At 69.8% G+C, this 20293-nt stretch carries 20 protein-coding genes; 14 read left to right on the forward strand and 6 right to left on the reverse strand.

The window, feature by feature from the left end; genetic code table 11:
* Window positions 1-140 precede the first annotated feature (140 nt).
* Together E1161_RS16225 and E1161_RS16230 are read left to right on the forward strand one after the other, a co-directional pair.
* Window positions 141-1379 carry a glutamate decarboxylase gene (locus tag E1161_RS16225; protein ID WP_268951401.1) on the forward strand — a complete coding sequence of 413 codons (1239 nt, stop codon included), beginning with the start codon at window positions 141-143 and terminating at the stop codon, window positions 1377-1379.
* A 19-nt stretch (window positions 1380-1398) separates the two neighbouring features.
* Window positions 1399-2331: a nitrilase-related carbon-nitrogen hydrolase gene (locus E1161_RS16230; RefSeq protein ID WP_132624136.1), complete on the forward strand. Its 933-nt coding sequence runs from the start codon at window positions 1399-1401 to the stop codon at window positions 2329-2331.
* 1 nt (window position 2332) lies between these two features.
* Here E1161_RS16230 and E1161_RS16235 read toward each other — a convergent pair whose 3' ends face one another.
* Window positions 2333-3103 (reverse strand): LamB/YcsF family protein, encoded by a 771-nt coding sequence (locus E1161_RS16235; RefSeq protein ID WP_132624137.1) that lies wholly within the window; start codon window positions 3101-3103, stop codon window positions 2333-2335.
* 179 nt (window positions 3104-3282) lie between these two features.
* Here E1161_RS16235 and E1161_RS16240 point away from each other — a divergent pair, with 179 nt between their 5' ends.
* Genes E1161_RS16240 through E1161_RS16255 form a run of 4 tightly spaced genes read left to right on the forward strand, consistent with a single transcriptional unit; the run spans window position 3283 to window position 6762 of the window.
* On the forward strand, window positions 3283-4176 hold the full coding sequence (locus tag E1161_RS16240; protein ID WP_207920271.1) for a 5-oxoprolinase subunit B family protein: 894 nt from the start codon (window positions 3283-3285) through the stop codon (window positions 4174-4176).
* A complete protein-coding gene (locus E1161_RS16245) occupies window positions 4173-5153 on the forward strand; it encodes a 5-oxoprolinase subunit C family protein (RefSeq protein WP_132624139.1) in 981 nt (326 codons plus the stop codon). The genes E1161_RS16240 and E1161_RS16245 overlap by 4 nt, the downstream gene beginning before the upstream one ends.
* A gap of 20 nt (window positions 5154-5173) precedes the next feature.
* On the forward strand, window positions 5174-5413 hold the full coding sequence (locus tag E1161_RS16250) for an acetyl-CoA carboxylase (protein ID WP_165939819.1): 240 nt from the start codon (window positions 5174-5176) through the stop codon (window positions 5411-5413).
* Window positions 5410-6762 (forward strand): acetyl-CoA carboxylase biotin carboxylase subunit, encoded by a 1353-nt coding sequence (locus E1161_RS16255; RefSeq protein ID WP_132624140.1) that lies wholly within the window; start codon window positions 5410-5412, stop codon window positions 6760-6762. The genes E1161_RS16250 and E1161_RS16255 overlap by 4 nt, the downstream gene beginning before the upstream one ends.
* A 494-nt stretch (window positions 6763-7256) precedes the next feature.
* Here E1161_RS16255 and E1161_RS16265 read toward each other — a convergent pair whose 3' ends face one another.
* The 5 genes from E1161_RS16265 to E1161_RS16285 form a co-directional block, all read right to left on the reverse strand.
* The gene (locus tag E1161_RS16265) at window positions 7257-8735 is read right to left on the reverse strand and encodes an amidase (RefSeq protein ID WP_132624141.1); all 1479 of its coding nucleotides are present in this window, start codon (window positions 8733-8735) and stop codon (window positions 7257-7259) included.
* Window positions 8736-8830: 95 nt separating this feature from the next.
* On the reverse strand, window positions 8831-9478 hold the full coding sequence (locus tag E1161_RS16270; protein WP_132624142.1) for an alpha/beta fold hydrolase: 648 nt from the start codon (window positions 9476-9478) through the stop codon (window positions 8831-8833).
* 3 nt (window positions 9479-9481) lie between these two features.
* Window positions 9482-9802, reverse strand: a complete 321-nt coding sequence (locus E1161_RS16275) for a biotin/lipoyl-containing protein (protein ID WP_132624143.1) — start codon at window positions 9800-9802, stop codon at window positions 9482-9484.
* The gene (locus E1161_RS16280) at window positions 9795-10784 is read right to left on the reverse strand and encodes an alpha-ketoacid dehydrogenase subunit beta (RefSeq protein WP_132624144.1); all 990 of its coding nucleotides are present in this window, start codon (window positions 10782-10784) and stop codon (window positions 9795-9797) included. The genes E1161_RS16275 and E1161_RS16280 overlap by 8 nt, the downstream gene beginning before the upstream one ends.
* Window positions 10777-11748, reverse strand: a complete 972-nt coding sequence (locus E1161_RS16285) for a thiamine pyrophosphate-dependent enzyme (protein WP_235875074.1) — start codon at window positions 11746-11748, stop codon at window positions 10777-10779. Before E1161_RS16285 ends, E1161_RS16280 begins: the two co-directional genes overlap by 8 nt.
* A 475-nt stretch (window positions 11749-12223) precedes the next feature.
* On the opposite strand from E1161_RS16285, the gene E1161_RS16290 reads away from it, so the two are divergent.
* The 8 genes from E1161_RS16290 (at window position 12224) to E1161_RS16315 (ending at window position 20063) form a co-directional block, all read left to right on the forward strand.
* Window positions 12224-13741, forward strand: coding sequence for a PucR family transcriptional regulator (locus E1161_RS16290; protein ID WP_132624145.1), 1518 nt, complete (start codon window positions 12224-12226; stop codon window positions 13739-13741).
* Between the two features lie 100 nt (window positions 13742-13841).
* Window positions 13842-15086 (forward strand): NAD(P)/FAD-dependent oxidoreductase, encoded by a 1245-nt coding sequence (locus E1161_RS16295; RefSeq protein WP_132624146.1) that lies wholly within the window; start codon window positions 13842-13844, stop codon window positions 15084-15086.
* Window positions 15083-15244, forward strand: coding sequence for a hypothetical protein (locus E1161_RS27215; RefSeq protein WP_165939820.1), 162 nt, complete (start codon window positions 15083-15085; stop codon window positions 15242-15244). Before E1161_RS16295 ends, E1161_RS27215 begins: the two co-directional genes overlap by 4 nt.
* Window positions 15245-15266: 22 nt before the next feature.
* Window positions 15267-15401 (forward strand): hypothetical protein, encoded by a 135-nt coding sequence (locus tag E1161_RS28385; RefSeq protein ID WP_268951397.1) that lies wholly within the window; start codon window positions 15267-15269, stop codon window positions 15399-15401.
* 219 nt (window positions 15402-15620) lie between these two features.
* Window positions 15621-17423: a flavin-containing monooxygenase gene (locus E1161_RS16300; RefSeq protein ID WP_132624147.1), complete on the forward strand. Its 1803-nt coding sequence runs from the start codon at window positions 15621-15623 to the stop codon at window positions 17421-17423.
* A gap of 325 nt (window positions 17424-17748) precedes the next feature.
* Window positions 17749-18405, forward strand: a complete 657-nt coding sequence (locus E1161_RS16305; protein ID WP_132624148.1) for an SDR family NAD(P)-dependent oxidoreductase — start codon at window positions 17749-17751, stop codon at window positions 18403-18405.
* A 78-nt stretch (window positions 18406-18483) separates the two neighbouring features.
* Complete coding sequence (locus E1161_RS16310; RefSeq protein ID WP_235875075.1) at window positions 18484-18858, forward strand: cupin domain-containing protein; 375 nt, start codon at window positions 18484-18486, stop codon at window positions 18856-18858.
* Between the two features lie 173 nt (window positions 18859-19031).
* A complete protein-coding gene (locus E1161_RS16315; RefSeq protein WP_132624149.1) occupies window positions 19032-20063 on the forward strand; it encodes an aldo/keto reductase in 1032 nt (343 codons plus the stop codon).
* Window positions 20064-20293: the final 230 nt, after the last annotated feature.

Below are 20293 nucleotides of genomic sequence, written 5' to 3' on the forward strand. Positions count from 1 at the left end.
GAAGATCTGGGGCGAATTGTTCATGGCACCTGGGTCCTGCCTGGTCGTAGCGTTGATCGTGTTTCGCACACAACCAGGAACAGGAGCATTCGACGATGTCTGCTTTGCCGAAGGCGTTCGAGGAATCGTCGGGTTGCTCGATGCAACTTCGGGGCGGGATTCCTTTGTTCGGAATGGACGCGGATGAGGCTTTCAACGCCGTCACGGAAAGGCTGAGCGGCGACGGCCCGCCGGAGCGCAACCTCGCGACCTTCCTGACCACATCGATCGAACCGGAGGCTCACCGGCTGTACCGCGAGTACCTGAACTACAACCTCGTCGACCGAGAGCAGTACCCGGCCATCGACGCGCTGCTGCGCGAGTGCGTCGACATCATCGGTGCGATGTGGCACGGCGATGCGAGCCGGGTCGTGGGCAGTGCCACGACCGGGTCCAGCGAGGCGGCGATGCTCGCCGGTGCGTCGTTGCTGGGAACCTGGAGGGACCGCGCCGGAGATCGGCTGACCCGGCCGAACATCGTCATGGGCGCCGGCGCGCACGCCTGCTGGAAGAAGTTCTGCCGGCACTGGGGGGTGGAGGCGCGCATCGCCCCGGCGACCGGCGACGGGCCCGCCCTCGACGGCAGCGCGATCGAGCGTCTCTGCGATGAGCGGACCATCGGCGTCGTCGGAATCCTGGGGTCCACTTTGGATGGCCGATACGAACCCATCGCCGAGATCGCGAAGAGGCTGGACCAGCTGGAGGAGCAGCGCGGTGTCGACGTTCCGCTGCACGTGGACGCCGCGTCGGGCGGTTTCATCGCACCGTTCCTGGACCCCGAACTGCCCTGGGACTTCCAGATCCCGCGAGTGGTCTCGATCAACGCTTCCGGTCACAAGTCCGGCATGGTGCTGCCGGGTCTGGGCTGGTTGCTGTGGCGGGACCGGAGCCGTCGCCGCGCCGAGCTGGGGGTTCGGATCAACTACCTCGGGGGCGACGACGCCCACTACGAGCTGACCTTCTCCAGGTCGGCGGCCCCCGTGGTCATCCAGTACTACAACTTCGTGCGCCTCGGGTTCGCCGGCTTCCGCGCCGTGCACGCCCGGTCCAGGTCGCTCGCGAAGCGGCTGGCCACGCGGTTGCAGGCGACCGGACGGCTCCGGGTGCTGGGCGACGGCAGCGAGTTACCCGTGGTCGTGGTGACCGCGGAGCCACCGGTCGACCTGAGGGAGGTATCGAAACGACTGGCCGAGATCGGCTGGTCCGTACCCGTCTACACCTTCCCGCCGAAGCTCGACGACGTCGAGGTGATGCGCATCGTCGTGCGCGGTGATCTCACGTCGGAAGCGGTCGAAGACCTCGCGACCGCTGTCGAGGATTTCGTTTCCCACGCGAACTGATCGGAAAAGGAGAACATCCATGCGTCCCGTCCGAATCGTCAGCCGGTTGACCGACCGAGAACCACCGCGGTCCGGCACTGGGATTCGCCTCGCGCTCTTCCAGGGCGAGAACCCCTCGGGCACGCCCGAGGCGGTGGCGGAGAACCTCCTCAGGATGGAGGAGGTGTTGGCGCTCGCCGCCGGCTACGGCAGCCAGCTGTGCGCCTTCCCCGAATGCTTCAACACCGGTTACGCCCTCAACCGCGAGCTGTGCGAGCAGCTCGCCGAGCCGAGCGACGGAAGGACCGTCGAACTCGCCAGGAAGCTGTCCACCCAGCACGAGATCGCGGTCGCCCTGCCCTACGTGGAAAGGGGTGCCAACGGTGCGCTGCACGACTCGGTAGCCCTCGTCGCCGACGGAGAGCTCAAGGCGAACTACCGCAAGACCCACCTCTACGGCGAGGCCGAACGGGTGAACTTCACGCCGGGCCACGACCTGCCACCCGTGGTCCAGGTCAACGGTTTCCCGGTCGGGTTGCTCAACTGCTACGAGTGCGAGTTCCCGCCGCTGTACCAGAGCTTGGTGCGGCGGGGAGCGCGGCTGATCGTCGGTCCCACGGCCGCCGACCGGCACTTCACGCTCCAGAACGGGAACCCGACACTGGTGGCCTACCCCGACGCCACCGAGCACATCATCCCCGCGATGGCCGCCGTGTGGCGGGTTTTCGTGGCCTACGCCAACCGGCGCGGCTGGGAGGTGTCCGACCGCGGGCAGTGGGAGTACCGGGGCAACTCCGGCATCTGGGCGCCGGACGGCTCCGCGGTGGTCAGCGCCGGCCCGGAGGAGCGAGCGGTGGACTCGTTGCTGCTGGCGGACTGCCTGCCGGAAGCAGTGCCGCCGTTCAGCCCGGAAGGTGATCACCTGAGCGATTCGCGGATTGCCGAATCTGAAAGGTTGTTGCCCGCGAGCTGACTCAGCCCCGAGCGTCCGCCACTTCGGCCATCGGGGCCAGACGGACACCCGCGGAGGCGAACCGCTCGCGGATCGCCTCCGCGATGTCCACCGCGTTCGGCCGGTCGCCGTGCAGGCAGATCGTGTCGGCATCCACCGGGATGGGGTTGCCCGTCACGGAGCGCACCTCGCCCCGCAGGACGGCCTCCGCCTGGTCCGCGCAGCTCTCGGGCGACTTCGGCAGCGGCTCCGGTTCGATGATGATGTGCCCGGAGTCGTCGTAGTCGAGGTCGGCGAAGGCCTCCCGCACCACCGGGAACCCGCGTTCGGCGAGGCGTTCGGACACGGGCCCGGCCAGCAGCACGACCCGCACGCCGGGAGCCGCGGACGCGATGGCCTCCACGATGGCTTCGGCGACCCCCTCGTCCTTGAGCGTCAGCCCGTAGAGCGCGCCGTGCGGCTTGACGTGCCGAATCGTCTCACCGCAACGCGCGGCGATCGCCTGCAGCGCCCCGAACTGGTACAGGCAGGTGCGCGCGGCGTCCTCCGGGCTCAGCGCCATGGCCCGCCTGCCGAAGCCAGCGAGGTCGGGAAAACCGGGGTGCGCGCCGACCGCGGTGCTCCCGTCGCGTGCCAGTTCGACGGAGCGCTGCATCGTCGCCGGGTCCCCGGCGTGCCAGCCGCAAGCGATGTTCACCGACGTCACGAGGGGGATGAGGCGGGCGTCGTCACCTAGACGCCACCGCCCGAAGCTCTCCCCGGCATCGGCGTTGAGATCGATGAGAGTACGCATGGACTCACCTCCGGATCAGCGCGCCCACCTTAGTTTCCGGTGATTGCGCACGCAGATCAATCAGCCTATCCTCTCACTCGAAGGTGGTCGATTGGTGACCGACGCGCTGCGTCGAGCCGTCCTGCGGCGCATTCTCGACTTGCACTCGTCGGGGGATGCGGAGGTGCGCCGTGACCGTGATGGAGGTTCAACTACCACCGGCTCGGTACGAATTCGGCGGGGATGAGTTCGTCTTCGTCGAGATCGACCGCGAGATGAGCCTGGAGGCCAATCTCAAGGCGATGGCCATCACCGGCGCGTTGCGCCGGGAGAACATCGACGGGGTCATCGACATATGCCCGTCCAACGCCTCTTACCTCGTTCGGTTGGATCCGGATCGCCTGCATCCGACCGATCTCGTGGAGGAACTGCGCCGGCTGGAACGCACGGCCGGTGAGCTGCGCAGCGATGACGCGGTGAGCACCCGGATCGTGGACGTGCCGGTGCTCTTCGACGACCCGTGGACTCGCGAAACCCTGATGAGGTTCCGCGATCGCCACCAGGACCCCGAGGTCACCGACCTCGAATACGCCGCGCGGATCAACGGGTTCTCCGATGTCCCGTCGCTGATCGAGTCGATCACCTCGGCGCCGTTCCTGGTCACCATGCTCGGGTTCGTGCCAGGGCTTCCGTTCTGCTACCAGATGGTCCCGCGCGAGCGGCAGATCGAGGTGCCCAAGTACGTGCGCCCGCGCACCGACACACCGGAGCGCGCTTTCGGTTACGGCGGCGCGTTCTCCGTGGTGTACCCGGTGCGGGGCGCCGGCGGGTACCAGCTGTTCGGGATCGCACCCGCGCCGGTCTTCGACCTGGCGCAGCGGCTTCCGGACTTCGCCGACGACATCGCGTTCCCTCGTCCCAGCGATGTGCTGCGGTACCGGGCGATCGACCGGGACGAGTACGACCGCACGCGCGGGGAAGTCGAGGAGGGCCGGTTCCGCTACAGGATCCGCGAGGCGGAACTGGTTCCGGCTGAACTGCTCGCCGACCCGGACGCGGTCAACCGCGGGCTGTTGGAGGTGCTGTACAGATGAGTTCCTTGATCGTGCGCACGAGCGGCCTGTCCACGACCGTTCAGGACTCCGGTCGGGACGGCCAGTACGCAATCGGGATGCCACCTTCGGGCGCGATGGACCAGTACTCCTACGCGGTCGCGAACATGCTGGTCGGCAACCCCGACGGCGCCGCCGTGCTGGAGGCGACCTACATCGGGCCGGAAGTGGAGTTCACCGATTCCCGAAGCGTCGCGGTCACCGGCGCCGACAGCGTCGTCACCATCAACGGCGAACCGGCGCCGACCTGGCAGACGCTGGGGGTGAAGTCCGGTGACGTGCTGGCGGTGAAGGCCGTGCGCGCGGGTGCCCGGCCCTACATCGCGGTCAGCGGCGGGGTGGACGTGCCGCTCTACCTCGGCTCGCGCTCGACCTACATGCTCACCGGCATCGGCGGTTTCGAAGGCCGGGCACTGGTCGACGGGGACCTGCTCCCGCTCGGTGGGGCCGTGGAGTCGCCCGCGCTCGGCACCGAGATCCCCGCCGAGCTCATCCCGGAGTTCCCGGAAGCGACCGTGCTGCGGTTGGTCGTCGGGTTGTGCGCCTACCGGTTGACCGAACGAGCGCTGGAGTCGTTCCTCACCACGGAGTGGAGGGTCACCAAGGACGCCGACCGGGTGGGTTACCGGTTGCGCGGCGGTTCGCTGGAGTTCGTGGAGCGGGAGCAGCCGTTCGGCGCGGGAAGCGACCAGGCCAACGTCGTCGACCTCGGTTACCCGGTCGGGTCGGTGCAGGTTCCCGGCGGTGACGAGCCGATCGTGCTGCTCAACGACGCGGTCACCGGTGGCGGTTACGCGACCATCGGCACCGTGATCTCGGTGGACCGGGATCGGATGGCGCAGGCAAGGACCGGCAGCGCGGTGCAGTTCGAGCGGGTGGACATCGATGGTGCCGTGGCCGCCCGGTCGGAGCGGCGTGCACGTCTTGAAAAAGCGCGGGTGGCGGTAGCCGGCGCCTAGAGCCGGCGGAGGGGGAAATGATGTCCACAGTGGATGCTCAAATGCCCGGTGTTTTCTACCGGCGCCCATCGCCCGAAGCGGACCCGTACATCGAGCCCGGAACCGTGGTGCGGTCCGGGCAGACGATCGGGCTCATCGAGGTGATGAAGACCTTCAACGAGATCAAGGCCGACCGCGAGTGCCGGGTCAGCAAGATCTTGCTCGACGACGGTGACGAGGTGGACATCGGCCAGACGATGTTTGAGGTTGATGACGTATGAGCGGCCTGCGGCGAGTGATGGTGGCCAACCGCGGTGAGATCGCGGTTCGGGTGATCCGTGCGTGCCACGTGGCGGGTGTCGAAGCGGTGGCGGTCTACTCCGACGCCGACGAGCACTCGAAGTGGGTCCGGATGGCCGATGATGCGGTGCACATCGGTCGTTCCGCCGCGCAGAAGTCGTACCTGGATCCGGACGCGCTGCTGAAGGCGGCGCGTGCCACCGAGGTCGATGCGGTGCACCCGGGTTACGGCTTCCTCTCCGAGAGCGGCGCTTTCGCCAGGGCGATCGAGGAAGCGGGGCTGGTGTTCATCGGTCCTCGACAGGCGGTCCTGGAGCAGATGGGTGACAAGGCGGCCGCGCGCAGTGCGGCCGCTTCGGCCGGTGTGCCGGTGGTGCCCGGAACCGACCCGATCAGCGATCCGGCCGACGTGCCCCGGCTGGCCGCGGAGATCGGATTCCCGTTGCTGCTCAAGGCGGCCGCGGGCGGCGGTGGGCGCGGCATCCGGCCGGTTGACGACCTCGAAGGTCTGCTGGACGCGCTTCCCGCCGCACAGGCGGAGGCGCGCTCGGCGTTCGGGGATCCGGCGGTCTACCTGGAGCGCGCCGTGGCCAACGCCAGGCACGTGGAGGTGCAGGTCCTCGCCGACGACCACGGCAACGTGGTGCACCTCTTCGAGCGGGATTGCTCGGTGCAGCGGCGAAGGCAGAAGCTCATCGAGGAGGCACCGGCACCGGGGCTGCCCGAGGAGACCAGGCAGGCCATCACCGCCTCGGCGGTGCGCCTGGCCGAGCACGTCGGGTACCGCGGCGCGGGCACGGTCGAGTACCTCGTCGACGGTGACGGCAACTTCTACTTCATCGAGATGAACGCGCGGGTCCAGGTCGAGCACCCGATCACCGAGGCGATCACCGGCGTGGACATCGTCGCGGAGCAGTTGCGCATCGCCGGCGGCGAAGCGCTGTCGATGGACCAGGCCTCGATCGAGCGTCGTGGCGCGGCCGTCGAACTGCGCATCAACGCCGAGGACCCGGAACGCGATTTCGCCCCCACGCCCGGCGAGATCACCGTCCTGCGGCTGCCCGGAGGGCCCGGAGTCCGAGTCGACACGGGCATCTCGCAGGGAGACCGGATCAGCCCGTTCTACGACTCGCTCATCGCGAAGATCATCTGCTGGGGCGAGGACCGGGACCAGGCCTACGCCCGAGCCCGGCAAGCGCTCACCGAGTTCCACGTGGAAGGCGTGGCCAGCACAGCGACCCTGCACCGAGAACTCACCAATGACCCGGAACTGGCAGCAGGCCCGGTCCACACCATGTGGCTGGAACACCACCTCAACACGGGCCAGTGAACTCCCGGCCCGTGCGGGCGGGTGCGGCGTCCCTCGGCGGTCGAGGGGCGTTCGCACGCGTCACCGGAGCACGTCGGTGCTCCTGCCGACCGTGATGGTGGTGAGCAGGGGAGCGCGATGAGCAACGCGAACGAGAGCGCACCCTGCGCGAAGACGAGCACGAGCAGCGCGATCGGCTCGTTGGCCAGCATCGCCATGGCAGGCCATCCGATTTCGAGGGGCACGCGCGCACTCGTCCCGCCGCGCGAAGCGGCGCGAGGGCTGGGCTACGAGCTCAGTGGTTCAGTTCGGTCAGTGGTGCGTTGCCGTGAGCGCAGGTGACCTGACACCTCCGTGATCGGGCACCCGAACACCGCAGCAATCCTCGTTGCGATTCCGCCGCATACGAGTCGGACCCTGCATCCGGATTCGTGGCTCCGGCGCGACGTCGGGACGCCGCGCCGGAGTGGCCGGTTGAGGAGCCGCGGTCGGCGGAACCCGCTGCGCCCAGGTGCTCACCGCGACGGCTGCCCCACCTCGCCCTGCTCCGGTGCCTGGAAGCCGCCGATCTGCTGTTCGAGCAGTTCGGCCAGCCGCAGCGGGGTGCGGTCCTCGAACGTCGGACCGATGAGCTGCACACCCACCGGGAGGCCTTCGGAGGACCGGCCCGCGGGGATCGCGGTGGAGGGCAGGCCGGGCATGGTGGCCAGGCCCGCCCAGACGAGCTGGTCGAAGTACGGGTGCCCGACGCCGTCGATGTCGAGCCGGCGTTCCAGCAGATCGGGGTTGTGGTCGTGCGGGAACGCGGGAGTCGGCGTGATCGGACACACCACGGCATCGAACTCGCCGAACAGCTGCCGCCAGCCGTGGCGGTGGATCTCGCGACGTTCGTTCACCTCGATCCAGTCGCGGTGGCTCAACACCATCCCGCGCAGCCGCGCCGCGTCGAGGCTCTGGTCGTCCGCACTCAGACGGGCGGCGCGGGTCCGCAGCTGCTCGTACGTGTCGACGGGGAAGCGCGCGACGGAGCCGGAGAACAGCAGCTGCGTGTAGAGCGTCGCTGCTTCGGCAAGGTCGGGCAGCAGGGGACTGCGCCGTTCGACGCGGGCACCACCGGCGACGAGCGCGTCGACCACCCTGCTCATGCCCGCTCGCACCGCGGCCCCGGTCGCGATGAACGGGTGCTCGTCGATGATCAGAACCCGGAAGTCGCAGAGACGGTCGTGGCGCGCGGGCGGCAGCGCCAAGCGGTGCGCCTTGCCCAGCGTCAGCGGGTCCGGTCCGGCCATGACGTCGAGCAGGAGCGCGAGGTCGCAGGCGGTGCGCGCCATCGGACCGACGACGGCGAGGTCGAGGTCGACCGGCAACGCCGGCCCGGGCGGCGGGACCATGCCGCGGGTCGCTGCCAGTCCGATCGTCGGCTTGTGCGCGTAGACGCCGCAGAAGTGCGCGGGGGTGCGCAGCGAACCGGCGAGGTCGGAGCCGATGGACAGCGCGCCGAACCCGGATGCCAGGGCCGCCGCCGATCCGCCGGAGGACCCGCCTGACGTGCGACCGCGATCCCACGGGTTGTTGGTGGTGCCGTAGATCTCGTTGAAGCTCTGCAGATCTTGCAGACCCAACGGCACATTGGTCTTGCCGAGCACCACCGCGCCGGCAGCTCTGAGCCGTGACACCTGCACCGCGTCCTCGGCCGGTACGAAGTCCCGGTGCTGCGGCATGCCCCAGGTCGTGGGCATCCCGGCCACGTCGTAGGACTCCTTGACCGTCACCGGAACGCCCAGCAGCGGCCGATCCTCGGCCCGGCGTCGTGCTTGGTCGGCATGACGCGCAGCCGCCCGGGCACGGTCGAAGTCGGACACGCAGATCGCGTTGATCGCTCCGTCATCCCGCTCGATCCCAGCGATCGCCGCCTCGGTCAGTTCCACCGAGGACACCTCACCAGCGCGCAACGCGGCAGCCAGCTCTCCGGCCGACCGGAAGTTCCCATCCATGAACCGAACGCTAGCGGCACGCTGGAAGAGCCATAAAATTCCGCTCAGCGCAACGGAAAAGCCCGCGGGACCGACGTCACGGACCGCAACACCCCTCAGCCGTCGAAGAATTCGAGGGCCGAGGTCTTGAAGGCCCTGCCCGAGACGGCGTTGAAGTGGTTGCGGCGGCCCAGGGAGACGTACGGGACGTTCAGGCTCGTTGCGAAGGAGCGGGCGTCCGCGGCCACTTCGTCGTCGTCCCCTGCTGCGAACAGGGTGCGCGCCGGGGGCCGGCCGGAGAGGCGGTGGCCGGCCATGCCTTCGATGCACGGGACGAGGTCCTCCCCGCCGGAGAGGGCCTGCTGGACGCGGAGCATGGACTCGCGCTGGACCGGGGTGCCTCCGATCCCACCGAGCGCGAGGGCGCGGACCCGGGCGGGGGCCAGCCGGGCCAGGGCCCAGCCGACGACGCCGCCCATCGAATAGGTCACCACGTCCACCGCGGGCACCTCCGCCGCGTCGAGCACGGCGAGGACGTCGCGGGCGAGTTCGTCGGGGGAGTAGCCCGTCGTGGCGCGCTCGCTCTGGCCGTGTCCGCGCAGGTCGGTGACCACGTGGCCGCGATCGGCGACCGCGCGGAGCCAGCCGGTGCGCTCCCACGTCTGCTCCGAATCGGAGGCGAATCCGTGCAGGAACAGCACCGGACGGGTACCGGGATCGCTGTCGTACCAGAGCTTCACGCCGTCACGAGCGGTCGCAGGCATCGGTCAGTCCTCCGGCGGGGTCAGGCGGACGCGCCGCTGCGGCTCGTGGTCGACCGGAACCGTGCCGACGATGCCCGCGTGGTCTTCGACGGTGAACGTCACCAGCGGGGCTCCGACCGCGAGCTCCTCGTCCTCGCCGACGTGCAGCCGCGACACGCGGCCGGTCTGCGGCGAAGGGATCTCCACCGCGGACTTGGTGGTCTCCAGCTCCACCAGCGGGGCGTTGCGCTCCACCCACTCGCCCTCGGCCACGAGCCATTCCAGGATCCTGGCGCTGATCAGCCCTTCGCCGAGGTCGGGCAGCGGGAAGGTCACTTCAGCCACGGCGGTACTCCAATGTTGTCTGCACGGCGGTCAAGATGCGGTCGACGCTGGGCAGGTACTCGTCCTCCAGCGAACCAGACGGGTAGGGCACGTCGAAGCCCGCGACGCGCTGAACGGGGGAGCGCAGGTCTCCGAAGCAGCGTTCGGTGATCAGCGCGGACACCTCGCCGCCCAGGCCGGCGGTCAGCGGCGCCTCGTGCACGACGACGGCGCGGCGGGTGCGGGCCACGGATTCGCCCAGCCCTTCGGCGTCGATCGGTTTGAGCCAGCGCAGGTCCAGGACCTCCAGCTCCACGCCGTCTTCCGCGGCGAGCTCGGCGACCTGCTCGCAGCGCGACACCATCGCGCCCCAGGCGACGAGCGTGGCGTGCCTGCCCCGGCGCACCACCCGGCTGCGCCCGACAGGCAAGGCCTCGACCGGCTCGGCCGGGTCGAAGTCCTCCCGCTGCCAGTAGCGGGACTTGGGCTCCATGAAGATCACCGGGTCCGGGTCGGCGATCGCCTGGCGGAGCAGGTGGTAGCCCTCCGACGGCCCCGACGGCGCGGCGACCTTGAGGCCGGGAACGTGCGCGAACAGCGACTCCAAGCTCTCCCCGTGGTGCTCCGGCGCCCGGATCCCGCCGAAACTGGGCAGCCGCAGCGTGATCGGCATTCCCAGCGCGCCCCGGCTGCGGTAGTGCATGCGCGCCACCTGGTTGACGATCTGGTCGATCGCCGGGTAGCTGAAGCCGTCGAACTGGATCTCCGGAACCGGGCGCCAGCCCGCCATCGCCAAACCCACCGACATGCCCATGATCGCCGACTCCGCCAGCGGGGTGTCGAAGACCCGCTGCTCGCCGAACTTGTCCTGCAGGCCGTCGGTCACCCGGAACACGCCGCCGAGGGTGCCCACGTCCTCACCGAAGATCAGCACCCGGTCGTCGTCCTCGCAAGCGTGGCGCAGCGCGGTGTTGAGCGCCTGCTGCAGCGAAAGCTCAGGCATCCTGCGACTCCTTCCAAGCGCGGTGCTGGTCGAGCAGAGCAGCGGTCGGTTCTCGGTAGACGAAGCTGAACAGCTCGTCGGCCGGTGGCGGCTGCATCGCGTGCAAGCCCGCGGTCGTCTTGCGCACGACAGCGGCGGCGTGCTCCTCGGCGTCGGCGATCTCCTCGGCGGACACCGATCGCATCGCCCGGGTGATCGGGTCCTGCTCGGCGCGGAGGCGTTCCTCCTCGGCGCTGCGGTAGCGGCTCGGATCGTCCGATGTGGAGTGCGGGCCGAGCCGGTAGGTCATCGCCTCGATCACCGTGGGCCCACCACCCGCGCGGCCCCGTTCGAGCGCGGCCCGGGTCGCCTCGAACACCGCGGTGACGTCGTTGCCGTCCACGCGCAGGCCCTCGATGCCGTATCCAGCTGCGCGCGCCGCGACCGAACCACCCGCGACCTGGTGCCCGGTGGGCAGCGAGATCGCCCAGCCGTTGTTCTGGCAGAAGAACACCACCGGCAAGTGGTAGGCGCCGGCGAAGTTCATCGCCTCGTGCACGTCGCCCTGCGAGCTGGCGCCGTCACCGAAGTAGGTCAGCGCAGCCCCACCGGTGCCGTCCAGCTTCGCGCCCATCGCCCAGCCCACGGCGTGCAGCACGGGTCCGCCCACGACGGCGTTCGGCGGCGCGAGGCGGGCGACGTTCGGGTCGTAGAGGCCGCCGTGCCAGATGTTGAGGTGCATGGCCATGTAGGCGACTGGGTCCACCCCCAGCGCGACCGCCGCGCCCAGCTCGCGGTAGGTGGGGAAGGCGAAGTCGCGGGTGCGGTCCAGCGCTGCCGCGCTCCCGATCTGAGCGGCCTCCTGACCCCTGACCGGAGCGTAGGCGGGCAGCACGCCCTGCCGCTGCAACGCGACCGCCTCCTCGTCGAGGCGGCGCGTCACCATCATCAGGCGGAAGAGCTCGCGGAGATCTGCGTCGTCCATGAACGAAAGAGTGCGCACCGGGTCGCGACCGTGCAACAGTGCGTTCCGCGACTGCTCAGGTTGTCCGCTCTGCCGAGCAGGAGCAGCGCCACGCTGTGCAAGCTGTCCAGTCCCCGATCCCCGGTACTCCGATCGTGCAAGCGCTATCGTCGTCCGGGCGTGGACAGCGATGAGCGGAGCCCGCGGGACCGGACGACCACCGGCGTCATGCGTCGGCTCGACCCTGCTCGTGGACTGCGTGGTCATGTCGGCGGCGTGGAGGAGAGGTCGGGTGCGCTATGGCGGAAGCGGTGGCACCCGCCGACCGCGAGGCATCGTCGAGTGCGAGGTGGCGACTCGGATCGCCACAACTGCGCTTCGCGGAGGTCCGGGACGTTGTGGTCTTGGTGCACCGCGCGCGCGGCCGAAGTCCAACCCGGTTCGGCCGGAACGACCCCGGCCCTGCGCTCAGCGCTCGAAGCCTGATCATGGGTGCATGGTCAAGCTGGACCGACTGATCAACGTCCTCGGTGGGTACGGGGCGCGGCTGGTGTGCTCGCCGCGCAGTCGATCGACCGAGTTGCGGGCGGTGGCGCTGCACGACCCGGCAGAGCAGGTGCCGGGTGGTGATGAAGTGCTGCTCGCCGTGGGTGTCGACGGGCCGCGAGCAGCAGAGGTGCTGTCCGAGACCAGCGCCGTGGTCGTGGTGTTCCGGTTCGACCGGATCGAGGAGAACGCGCTCGCCGTCGCCAGGGAGCGGGAGGTCGCGGTGTTGCTCGTCGACCCCGCCGTGTCCTGGGGACAGCTCGCGGGCGTGGTCTACGGACTGGTGCTCGAAGGCCGCGAGACCGAGGCGGGCCGGGGGCCGACGGACCTGTTCGCGCTGGCCGACGCGCTGGCCGAATCGGTCGGCGGTCCGGTCACGATCGAAGACCACCGCTCGGGCGTCCTCGCCTACTCGCGGCGCCAGGAGACGGCCGACCAGGCCAGGCTGGAAACGATCCTGGGCAGGCGGGTGCCGGAGGAGGTCCGCCGCGAGCTCAGCGAGCGCGGGGTGTTCCAGCACCTCGCCGACTCCGACGAACCGGTGTTCGTCGAGCCCTCCGGCACCCGGCGGGGACGGGCTGTGGTCGCTGTCCGCGCGGGCAAGGCGCTGCTCGGCTCGATCTGGGTCGGGACGTCGTCGCCGCTGGACGCCGAGCGCCAGACGGCCCTCGTGCAGGCGTCCCGAACCGCCGCCGCGCACCTGCTGCGCACGCGCGCGAGCGCGGACCTGGAGCGTCAGGTCGAATCGGACCTGGTGATCGGGCTGGTCGAGGGCCACTCCGACGTCGCCACCGTGCTGAGCAGGCTCGGTTTTCGCGGCGACCGGTTCCGCGTCGTGGCGGTCCAGGCGCACAACCAGGGGGAGCACGACTCGGCGGCGCTGCTCGTCTTCGAACTCGCGACAGTGGGTTTCGGCTGGTCGCGGCCCGGTCGCAGCGCCCTGTTCGCCAACACCGTCTACACGATCCTGCCCCACGAGGACGGTGCAGCCGCGCGCGAATGGGTGCGGGCGCTCGCGCGCGAGATGCCCGAGGGCGTGCAGGTCTTCGCCGGGATCGGTGGCCCCGCGAGCCCGGACGAACTCGTCGACAGCAGGCGGGAGGCGGACGAGGGCCTGGCGGTCCACGCCGCGAAGCCGAGGGGATCGCCGGTCGTGGTCTACGACGATTCCTGGCACGAGATCCTGCTCCGCCGACTGCAGCACGTCGCCGCAGGTGGGCGCACGCCCGCGCGGGGGCCGGTGGCCGAACTGCGCAGGCACGACCAGGAGCAGGGAACCCGGCTGACCACGACGCTGCGGACCTGGCTGGAGGTGCAGGGCGATCTCGGTGCCGCGGCCGCTCGCCTGGAGATCCACCCGAACACGGTGCGCAACCGGATGCGCAAGGTGACGCAGGTGGGTGCCCTCGACCTGGAGGACCCGGACACCCGGCTCGCGTTGGTCATCGCTCTCTCCGCCGAGCAGTAGTGGAACCCGCACAACCGGCGGCTGATTGGTTGTGCGGAATCCACAGTGCCCTCCAGGTCGTGGTCGAGCATGCTTCGTGGCGACGAGAGGGAGTGGGGTCATGGGGTCTGCAGTGGGCGGCGCGCCGGGAACGGTCGTCGTCGTGGGTGCCGGGGTGGTCGGACTTTCGACCGCGTGGTTCCTGCAGGAGCACGGCGTCGATGTGACGGTCGTGGATCGCAGCGGTGTCGCCGCTGGCGCGTCGTGGGGCAACGCGGGCTACGTCGCCCCCGCCTTCAGCGTTCCGCTGCCCGAACCCGCCGTGCTGCGCTACGGTCTGCGCTCGCTGTTCGACCCCACCGCCCCGCTGCACGTGCCCCGAACCGTGGACCCGGGCCTGTGGGCGTTCCTCGCGGGCTTCGCGCGGAATTGCACGCACCGCACCTGGCAGCGGTCCATGCGGTCGCTGGCGGGCCTCAACGAGGACTGCCTCGACGCCTTCGACGAACTCGCCAAGGGCGGGGTCGCAGCGCACACCGAGACCGCTGCGGTCATGGCCGCCTTCGAGAAGCCCGAGCAGGCAGGAGAACTGCTGGAGGAGTTCGAGCGGGCCCGCCTCAGCGGCCAGGAGACGTGGTTCGCCGACGCGGCCGCGTCCGAGGTTCCGCAGCTCTCGTCGTTGGTGAGCAGAGTGCTCCGAATCGAGGGCCAGCGCTACGTCGACCCGGGTGTGTTCACCCGGTCGCTCGCCGAGGCCGTCGAGGGCCGAGGCGGACGGATCCACACCGGGTTCACCGTGCGGGACATCGTCCGCGACGGTGGCAGGCTGATCGTGAGATCCACGCAGAACGACTACGCAGCAGCGGATTCGGTCGTGCTGGCCACGGGTGCGTGGCTCCCGGAGATCGCCGTGAAGACCGGGGTCAGGCGGCGGGTGCGCGCCGGGCGCGGCTATTCGTTCACCCTGCCCGTGGAAGAACCCGTGCCCGGCCCGATCTACCTGCCGGCGGTGCGGGTCGCCTGCACGCCGTACCAGGGTGGTCTGCGCGTGGCGGGCACCATGGAGTTCCGCTCGCCCGACGCCGCGCTCGATCGTCGCCGCATCGAGGCGATCGTGCAGTCCGCGCGGCCGTTCCTGCGCGGCGTGGACTGGGACGGCCGCCACGACGAGTGGGTTGGTCCCCGGCCGGTCACCGCGGACGGCCTGCCGCTGATCGGGGCGTCGAAGATGCCAGGTGTCCACATCGCCGGAGGGCACGGGATGTGGGGGCTCACGCTCGGGCCGATCACCGGGCGCTTGCTGTCGGAGCAGATCGTCACCGGCGAACGTCGAGCCGCACTGCGGCCTTTCGACCCGTTGCGATGACGACCGGCGAGTTGTCCGCGACCGAACGTCGCGAGCTCGAATGGCTGCGCACGGAGAACAAGCTCCTGCGCACGGAGAAGGAGATGCTGCTCCGCATCGCCACCGAGTACGCACTGGAACACCGCAACCCCGGACCGCCACGCGAGAACGACGGCTGACCGGACGCTCATGGAGGTCACCTTGCCGGAGTGGACCCAATTCGGCCTCGCCCTGCTCGCCTTCTTCCTGCTGGCCCTGAACCACTGGTTGACCCGGCGTGCCCACCACCTGCGCAAGAGCAGGTCGGAGAGCGAATCACCCTCGCCGATGTGCTGATCGCGCCTCCGCCGGTGGTGGCCGTCGAGGACCTCCGCGTCGCTCCGGTCATCGCCGGCGCCTTCTCGCCGCCTGGCTCGCTGACCGCGCCGCCCGCCCGGTGCGTCGGCTCTGGTTCGAATCGCCGAGGCGTGACGTGCTAACTTGGAATAAGTCAACTGACTTAAACCTGAGGTCGTCGCGCCCCGTGGACGCAGGCGCGCAGCGAGAAAGGCCGCGATGTCGACGCTCCCTCCCTCGATTCCCGAGTTCTCCGACGCCGAGGTCGACGCGCTGCGTCAGCGGTACCGCGCGGAGCGTGAACGCAGGGTGCGGCCCGACGGAAGCGCGCAGTACGCGCGGGCCGGAGGGAGCTTCGGCTACTACGCCGAGGACCCGCACGCCGAGGAGCTCAGCAGGCAACCGCTCCACGACCGGGTCGACGCGGTCGTGCTCGGTGGTGGGTTCGGCGGCTTGTGCGCGGGTGCGCGACTGCGCCAAGCTGGGCTGGAGCGGATTCGGATCATCGAGAAGGGCGGCGACTTCGGCGGGACCTGGTACTGGAACCGCTACCCGGGCATCCACTGCGACATCGAGTCCTACGTCTACCTCCCGCTGCTGGAGGAGGTGGGCTACGTGCCGAAGTGGAAGTACTCGCCGGGGGAGGAGATCCGGCAGCACGCGATGGCGATCGGCCGCACCTTCGACCTCTACCGCGACGCGTGCTTCCAGACGGGCGTCACCGAGCTCCGCTGGGACGACGGTGAGTGGATCGTGCGCACCGACCGGGGTGACGAGATGCGGGCGACCTACGTGGTCGTCTCCAACGGCACGCTCGATCACCCGAAGCTGCCGGGCATCCCGGGCATCGAGTCCTTCCGCGGGCACACCTTCCACACCAGCCGCTGGGACTACGGCTACACCGGGGGCGGGCCGGACGGCGGGCTGGACGGGCTGGCCGACAAGCGAGTCGCGATCATCGGCACCGGTGCGACCGCGATCCAGGTCGTGCCGCACGTCGCGCGGGACTCGGCGCGGCTCCACGTCTTCCAGCGCACGCCGTCCTCCGTGGACGTGCGCGACAACCGGCCGACCGATCCGGAGTGGGCGGCCTCGTTGGAACCCGGTTGGCACCAGCGGCGGCGGGAGAACTTCCAGGCCGTCGTGACCGGGCAGCCGGTTGAGGTAGACCTCGTCGATGACGCCTGGACGGCGAGCGCGAACGTGCTCGGCAAGATCATCGCCACGGACGCGCGCGCGGACTGGGACGTCGACGAGTGGGAGCGGGTCGAGGAACTGCTCGACTTCGAGAAGATGAACCGGCTGCGCGCGAGGGTCGAGGAGGTCGTGGACGATCCGGCCACGGCCGAGCTGCTCAAGCCGTGGTACCGGTACGGCTGCAAACGGCCCACCTTCAGCGACGAGTACCTCACGGCGTTCAACCGCCCCAACGTCGCGCTGGTCGACACCGCCGACCACGGCGGGGTGCAGCGGTTCACCGAGACCTCCGTGGTCGTCGGCGGGCAGGAGTACGAAGTGGACTGCGTGATCTTCGCGACCGGCTTCGAGGTCGGCAAGTCCGACGTCATGACCGGTCGCCTCCCGGTCCACGGCAGGAACGGCACGCGGCTGCTCGACGCCTGGCGCGAGAACGGAGTTCGGACGCTGCACGGCTTCTGCAGCAACGGTTTTCCGAACCTGTTCCACCTGGGAGCGCTGCAGAACGCCCCATCGGTGAACTTCGTCCACGTGCTCGACGAGCAGGCGATCCACGTCGGCGCGGTCATCGCCGCAGCGCGCGAGCGCGGTGTGAAGTGCGTCGAACCCGCGGTGGACGCCGAAATCGACTGGGTTGCCACGATCGAGGCTTCCTCGCCCGAGCGCGGCTGGTTCGACGCCGAATGCACGCCGGGCTACTACAACAACGAGGGCTCGGCCCGCCCGCGCCGCACCTTCGGCCCCGGCCCCGCCGCGTTCCAGCGGTTGCTCCGGGACTGGCGCACCGGCGACGGCATCGACGAAGTCCTCGGCGACGCGAGCTGACGAGCCCGCGCACGCGCCAGCGTTGGTGGCGTCCACGCGAGGTGCTAGCAGGTGGGTTCAGCTGGCTTGTCCTCGAACCTGTCGGCGAAGAAGTGGCAGGCGGCGGCGTTGCCAGCGAATATCCGGGGCTACGAGCAGGTCGCACTCGTTTCGGTCGAGAGGTACCGCGAGCGCATGACCGCGACTCGCGAGACCCTGACCGGACTCCCGACGGAAGTACCGGCCTGACGGCCTCGCTGGAGCGGGTGCGGAGGTGTTGCATGGGGTTGGCGCATCCGAGGGGCAAGGCAGGATGTGCCGGAGGTCGTCCGATGAAAGGGGAGCCATGACCACCATCGCGATCATCGGTGCCGGTCCTGGACTGGGCGCCGCCGCGGCGCGCAGGTTCGGGCGGGAGGGCTTCTCCGCCGCGTTGATCTCGCGAACGCAGGACAACGTCGACCGCCTCGCCGCCGAACTCGGCGCGGACGGGGTCCGGGCTCTCGGGTACGCGGCCGACGTGCAGGACCGGGAACGCGTGGTGGAGGCGCTGAAATCCGCCGCCGACGATCTCGGCCCGATCGAGGTCCTGCAGTACAGCCCGGCCCCGCGCCGGGAATTCCTGCGCCCCGTGCTCAACACCGGCGTCGATGACTTCGCCGCCGCCGTCGAGTTCTCCCTCCACGGTTCGGTCACCGCGGTGCAGCAGGTGCTGCCCGGGATGAGCGAGCTGGGCAAGGGCACGATCCTGCTGGTCAACGGCGGCAGCGCGGCAACACCCAACGGCAACGTCGCTGGCACCTCCGTCGCGTTCGCCGGTGAGTCCGCCTACGGCGCGATGCTGCACGACGCCCTCGCTCCGCGGGTCCACGTCGGGCAGCTCATCGTTCCCGGAACCATCGGCGGGGGAGACCCGATGTTCGCTCCGGACGCGCTGGCCGAGAGGCTTTGGACGATGCACGTCCAGCGCGGCAACTTCCGGGTCACCGTCGGGCCGGCGTGAGGGGCGGGGCAGAAAGCCCCTGGCTCCCGTTTCGCGGCGGGCACACGCTGGTCAGATAGCGTTCGGAAGGAGCTATTCATGACCATGCACAGCACGCAAGCGGTCGAGTGCCGCGGGTTCGACCGCCCCGACGACGAACGCCAGTTCGAGCACGGCCGCGCCGAGGTGCTCGAGATGGCAGGTGGCACCATTGGGCGTCTCGTGCTGCACCCCGGATGGCAGTGGAGCCAGGACGTCAAACCCATCGCGGGCACCGACTGGTGCGAGGCACCCCACTTCCAGTACCACGTGTCGGGAACGTTGCACGTGAAGATGTCAGACGGCAACGAGTTCGACGTCGGCCCCGGATCCGTCAGCTCCCTGCCGCAGGGCCACGACGCCTGGGTGGTGGGTGACGAGGACGTTGTCATCGTCGACTGGTACGGCGCCAGCGAGTACGCGAAGCGGCGCTGAGCGCCCGAGTGGCCGGCGGGTTCGGGCTGAACCCGCCGGCCGCTTCCTGCCCTGTGAGGCCCGAGACGATCGAGCTGATCCCCGGCGTCCGAAGTGGTTGCATGACGGGTCGTGACCTGGCCCGCGCGTGCGGTCCAGGGAAGTGAACCCGACAGACCGGAGGAAGACGACCGATGGGCCACGGGGCTTTCGAGAAGACCTACGCGGCGAGCGAGGACCGCTACGAGAAGATGGAGTACCGGCGCGCTGGGGCGTCCGGATTGGACCTGCCCGCGTTCTCCTTCGGCCTGTGGCAGAAGTTCGGGACCGACCACCCGTACGAGACGCAGCGCGATATCGTGCTGCACGCCTTCGACCTGGGCATCACGCACTTCGACAACGCCGACCGGTACGGCCCGCCGCACCGCGCGGCGCAGAAGTTCTTCGGGAAGGTGCTGGCCAAGGACCTGGCGCCGCACCGCGACGAGCTGATCCTGTCGACGAAGGCGGGCAACCCCATCGGGCCCGGCCCGTACCAGAAGGGCGGCTCCCGGAAGTCGTTGCTGTCGTCGCTGGAGCACAGCCTGCGCGATCTGGGCACCGACCACGTCGACATCTTCTACAGCCACAGCCCGGACGAGAGCACCCCGCTGGAGGAGACGGTGGGTGCTCTGGTCAGCGCGGTGCAGCAGGGCAAGGCGCTCTACGTCGCCCTCTCCAACTACCAGCCGGACCGCGCGCACCGCGCCGCCGGGCTGCTCCGGGAGGCGGGTGTGCCGCTGCTGGTCCACCAGCCGCGCTACTCGATCTTCGACCGAACGCCGGAGAACAACGGACTGCTCGATCTCGCCGCCGATGACGGTTTCGGCCTGGTCGTGTACTCGCCGCTGGCGCAGGGCCTGCTCACCGACAAGTACCTCGATGGCGTCCCCTCCGGGGCGCGCGCGGAGAACAGCGCGTTCCTGTCGCCCGACGTCATCGACGAGACCTACCGCGAGCGCGCGGCGGCCCTCAACGACCTCGCCCAGCAGCGCGGCCAGTCGCTGGCCCAGCTCGCGCTGCAGTGGGTGCTGCGCCGGACGGAGGTCACCTCCGCGCTCATCGGCGCTAGCTCGGTCTGGCAGCTCGACCACAACGTCCAAGCCCTGGAGTTCCCGCCGCTGACGGATGAGGAGCTCGCCGTGATCGAGAAGCACGGGATCCACGGCACCGGCTTCAAGAAGTAGACCAGCTCGGTACGAGCTGTTGCCAGGGGCAGTCCTGGTCCGGACCGGTCATGATCGACTGCCGAGAAGCCCGGACGATTCGGACCCGGACTGCCCCGACCACTGCCCGCGGCGCGCATGGTGAAGATCTGCCGCCGACCTGACCCGTTGTCGCTCAACGGTTTCAGAGCGTCCGGCGAGCCTGCCGGGTGTTGTCGAGCGCGGATGGCGCCGACTCCGGCGTGCGCCCG

Origin of the sequence: Saccharopolyspora aridisoli, from assembly GCF_004348445.1 — a bacterium.
Taxonomy (GTDB): Bacteria; Actinomycetota; Actinomycetes; order Mycobacteriales; family Pseudonocardiaceae; genus Saccharopolyspora; species Saccharopolyspora aridisoli.

What these genes read in the sequence shown, in the direction of transcription:
- E1161_RS16225 (WP_268951401.1), top strand. Translation starts at nt 141, where the DNA reads ATGCAACTTCGGGGCGGGATTCCTTTGTTCGGAATGGACGCGGATGAG.
- E1161_RS16230 (WP_132624136.1), top strand. Translation starts at nt 1,399, where the DNA reads ATGCGTCCCGTCCGAATCGTCAGCCGGTTGACCGACCGAGAACCACCG.
- E1161_RS16235 (WP_132624137.1), bottom strand. Translation starts at nt 3,103, where the DNA reads ATGCGTACTCTCATCGATCTCAACGCCGATGCCGGGGAGAGCTTCGGG.
- E1161_RS16240 (WP_207920271.1), top strand. Translation starts at nt 3,283, where the DNA reads ATGGAGGTTCAACTACCACCGGCTCGGTACGAATTCGGCGGGGATGAG.
- E1161_RS16245 (WP_132624139.1), top strand. Translation starts at nt 4,173, where the DNA reads ATGAGTTCCTTGATCGTGCGCACGAGCGGCCTGTCCACGACCGTTCAG.
- E1161_RS16250 (WP_165939819.1), top strand. Translation starts at nt 5,174, where the DNA reads ATGTCCACAGTGGATGCTCAAATGCCCGGTGTTTTCTACCGGCGCCCA.
- E1161_RS16255 (WP_132624140.1), top strand. Translation starts at nt 5,410, where the DNA reads ATGAGCGGCCTGCGGCGAGTGATGGTGGCCAACCGCGGTGAGATCGCG.
- E1161_RS16265 (WP_132624141.1), bottom strand. Translation starts at nt 8,735, where the DNA reads ATGGATGGGAACTTCCGGTCGGCCGGAGAGCTGGCTGCCGCGTTGCGC.
- E1161_RS16270 (WP_132624142.1), bottom strand. Translation starts at nt 9,478, where the DNA reads ATGCCTGCGACCGCTCGTGACGGCGTGAAGCTCTGGTACGACAGCGAT.
- E1161_RS16280 (WP_132624144.1), bottom strand. Translation starts at nt 10,784, where the DNA reads ATGCCTGAGCTTTCGCTGCAGCAGGCGCTCAACACCGCGCTGCGCCAC.
- E1161_RS16285 (WP_235875074.1), bottom strand. Translation starts at nt 11,748, where the DNA reads ATGGACGACGCAGATCTCCGCGAGCTCTTCCGCCTGATGATGGTGACG.
- E1161_RS16290 (WP_132624145.1), top strand. Translation starts at nt 12,224, where the DNA reads ATGGTCAAGCTGGACCGACTGATCAACGTCCTCGGTGGGTACGGGGCG.
- E1161_RS16295 (WP_132624146.1), top strand. Translation starts at nt 13,842, where the DNA reads ATGGGGTCTGCAGTGGGCGGCGCGCCGGGAACGGTCGTCGTCGTGGGT.
- E1161_RS27215 (WP_165939820.1), top strand. Translation starts at nt 15,083, where the DNA reads ATGACGACCGGCGAGTTGTCCGCGACCGAACGTCGCGAGCTCGAATGG.
- E1161_RS16300 (WP_132624147.1), top strand. Translation starts at nt 15,621, where the DNA reads ATGTCGACGCTCCCTCCCTCGATTCCCGAGTTCTCCGACGCCGAGGTC.
- E1161_RS16305 (WP_132624148.1), top strand. Translation starts at nt 17,749, where the DNA reads ATGACCACCATCGCGATCATCGGTGCCGGTCCTGGACTGGGCGCCGCC.
- E1161_RS16310 (WP_235875075.1), top strand. Translation starts at nt 18,484, where the DNA reads ATGACCATGCACAGCACGCAAGCGGTCGAGTGCCGCGGGTTCGACCGC.
- E1161_RS16315 (WP_132624149.1), top strand. Translation starts at nt 19,032, where the DNA reads ATGGGCCACGGGGCTTTCGAGAAGACCTACGCGGCGAGCGAGGACCGC.